Origin of the sequence: Paracoccus sp. DMF (assembly GCF_004407025.1) — a bacterium.
GTDB classification, from domain to species: Bacteria; Pseudomonadota; Alphaproteobacteria; order Rhodobacterales; family Rhodobacteraceae; genus Paracoccus; species Paracoccus aminovorans_B.
On the sequence record NZ_SOKV02000185.1, the window covers coordinates 1 to 695 of the forward strand.

Genomic DNA, 695 nt, shown 5'->3' on the forward strand with positions numbered 1-695 from the left:
GGACATGTCGGCGGCGCTCGCGCTCGGTGACGCACTCGGCGTGCCGCCGCTCGCCATGGCCGAACTGCTGCCCGTCATCGAGGCGGTGATGGTCGCCAAACTCAACGAACAGATGGAACGCCCCGATGGCTGAAAAGCGTGTGTCCGTCCGCCTCGCCGCGGTCGGCGGCCGACAAGTGCGCGCCGAACTGGAAGGCGTCGGCGAAGCCGGATCGCGCGGCTTCGGACGGCTCAGCCGCGAGATGGAAGCGGCCAACGCGCGGCTCGCGGCTTTCTCGCGCCGGGTCCGGGTCGCGGCAGCCGCTGCCGTGGCAGCTGCCGCCGCTGCGGGCGTGGCGATGATCCGGTCGGGCCTGCAGACGGTCGATGCGCAGGCCAAGCTCGCTCAGTCGCTCGGCACCACCGCCCCGTCGATCCAGACGCTGGAGCGCGCGGGCGAGCTGGCGGGCGTCTCGATGTCCGGCATCGAGCAGGCCACCAAGGACCTGACGCGCCGTCTCAGCCAGGCGGCCGCCGGGACCGGCCCCGCAGCAGACGCGCTCGACCGGCTCGGGCTCTCGGCCACCGACCTGATCGCTCTGCCGCTGGATCAGCGGGTCGGCGCGATCAACGCCGCCATCGAGAGCTTCGTGCCGGCCGCCGAACGCGCGGCCGTCGCGGGCCAGCTGTTCGGCGAGGAAGGCTCCATCGCCATG

Annotated in this window: 1 pseudogene; it reads left to right on the plus strand. The window is 72.9% G+C overall.

From position 1 onward, the window contains the following. Positions 1-125 precede the first annotated feature (125 nt). A pseudogene (locus E3D03_RS21115) lies at positions 126-695 on the plus strand (phage tail tape measure protein); the annotation flags it as partial.